Below are 1,810 nucleotides of genomic sequence, written 5' to 3'. Positions count from 1 at the left end.
ATCTCATCTTATCCTTCAGACTAATATCAATCCAAACACAATTTACATTTCTTATCATGGTGCAAAAGATATATTAAACCCTGTAGAACACAAAATAGAACTTTACAAATGTTTTAAGCAGCTTAATCTTGATGCAACTTTACATTTAATCCAAGATGAAAAAGATATAGATGGTAAAATGATTAAAAGCTTGGATCATGGAATGAGGTTAAGTATTAGAACTTTATTTAAAAAAGAACTTCCCTTAATGCTTGAAAAATTAAAAAATAAAAAATTTCCTATGAAAGAAAATTCTATTTCTTATCCTTGTAAAAACAAGGTTTTTAAATTTAAAGACGAAGGTGATAAATTTAAGCTAGAAATTATTTAAAAGATAAGAATTTTTGATAGAATATTAAATTAATTTAAGTAAGGAATCAAATGACAGCGTATTTACACATAGGAACCACTAACACAGGAAACCAAGAAAAACAAGGTTTTTTGATGCAAAACGAAGAAAAGCTTTTAGAAAAAGGTTATATTTATCCAAAAAGCCTTAGAGTAGCAAATAGGCATTGGGCTTTAGTGGATATAGTTTTAGAATTAATCAAAAAAGAAAAATTAAGCCAAAATGTTTTAGAGGATTTGGACAATGAAAGATTATTAAGAACTATAGAAAATTTTAAAGCTGAAAGTGCATTGCATAGGGATAAGAAATTTATTTTTTCAGCTGAAGGTATAGTTTGGGATTTTTCCACTAAAAGACATGTCGAAATTTTAGAAAGAGTTATGAGAGAATTAGGCTTTACTCAAATTTATATCATTGTGTACTTTAGGGATACTTTAGGTTATTTAAATTCTCATTGCTCTCAAGATCATAAAAATAATATGGGGTATTATTCTGCTGATTTTGCACCTTGTAACCATCCTAGAAAATATATTTTTGATTATGAATGGATTTGTAAAACTCATGCAGAAGTATTTGGAGAAAAAAATTTAATCGTGAGGCTTTTAAGAGAAGATTATGTCGGGGGAACTTTGCTTAAAGATTTTGTTTATCATTTGGGGCTTGAATGGGATGAAAATTTTATTTTAAAACAAACAAAAAATGAAAGTTTTAATCTCTTGGGAATGGAACTTATGTCTAGACTTAATTACAAAGATTTACAACAAGATAATTTAAATTCTTTACTTTTTATGGCAAGAAGAAAATTTGAAGGCACTCAAGAAAAAAGATTGAAATTTGCAGCTCAAAAAGATATCGCTAAAGCTTATGTGGATTATTTTGCGCCGTCTCTTGAATGGGTGAGACAAAAATATTTTCCACATAAAAAATCCCTTTTTACTCCTGTAAATTGGGAAGAGTATCAAGAAAATTATACTTTAAAAGAAGTTAAAAAAGAAGATTGGGATAATATAGTTGATTTTATAGCTCAAATTATCATCTCTAAAAATAAAATTATCCAATCATTAAAAGAAAATTAAGATAAGTTTTAACTTATCTTAATTCTTCATAGCAAGCTCTAGCATTTGTTTGATATTTTCAAAGCTTTCAAAATTTTCAGGAGTTATAAATTCAGCTTTTAAAGGCTTTTTATAGTATTTTTCTATTTCAGCTACTAAAGCCATGATATCAATACTATCAATAAAATCTTCGCTAACCAAATTCGTCATGCTTTCATCAATATCGGTTCTTTCTATATTGATAAAAAATTGTTTAACGTTTTGCATTTTATTCCTTTGTAATTTTTAAAATCGTATTATCACTTAAATTTAAAATTAAGTCAAATTTTTGGTTTTAAAGGTTTTCAAATTTCATTTAAATAACCCC

At 26.7% G+C, this 1,810-nt stretch carries 3 protein-coding genes; 2 read left to right on the top strand and 1 reads right to left on the bottom strand.

All coding sequences use genetic code 11. The features are described from left to right. Nucleotides 1-370: DUF2920 family protein (locus H2279_RS08420; RefSeq protein WP_337196266.1), on the top strand; the 370-nt coding region annotated here is incomplete at its 5' end. Between the two features lie 50 nt (nucleotides 371-420). Continuing rightward, nucleotides 421-1,464, top strand: coding sequence for an acyl carrier protein (locus H2279_RS08415; protein ID WP_337196265.1), 1,044 nt, complete (start codon nucleotides 421-423; stop codon nucleotides 1,462-1,464). Between the two features lie 18 nt (nucleotides 1,465-1,482). Here H2279_RS08415 and H2279_RS08410 read toward each other — a convergent pair whose 3' ends face one another. Then, nucleotides 1,483-1,710, bottom strand: a complete 228-nt coding sequence (locus H2279_RS08410) for an acyl carrier protein (protein WP_337196264.1) — start codon at nucleotides 1,708-1,710, stop codon at nucleotides 1,483-1,485. Nucleotides 1,711-1,810 lie beyond the last annotated feature (100 nt).

It is taken from the genome of Campylobacter sp. B0100352/1 (genome assembly GCF_020135855.1).
Taxonomy (GTDB): Bacteria; Campylobacterota; Campylobacteria; order Campylobacterales; family Campylobacteraceae; genus Campylobacter_D; species Campylobacter_D taeniopygiae.
Note: the sequence above shows the minus strand (reverse complement) of the source record. Positions and strands in the feature narration are given on the sequence as shown.

Bases quoted from the DNA above. Each gene is read 5' to 3' on its own strand.
- H2279_RS08415 (WP_337196265.1), top strand. From the start codon at position 421: ATGACAGCGTATTTACACATAGGAACCACTAACACAGGAAACCAAGAA.
- H2279_RS08410 (WP_337196264.1), bottom strand. From the start codon at position 1,710: ATGCAAAACGTTAAACAATTTTTTATCAATATAGAAAGAACCGATATT.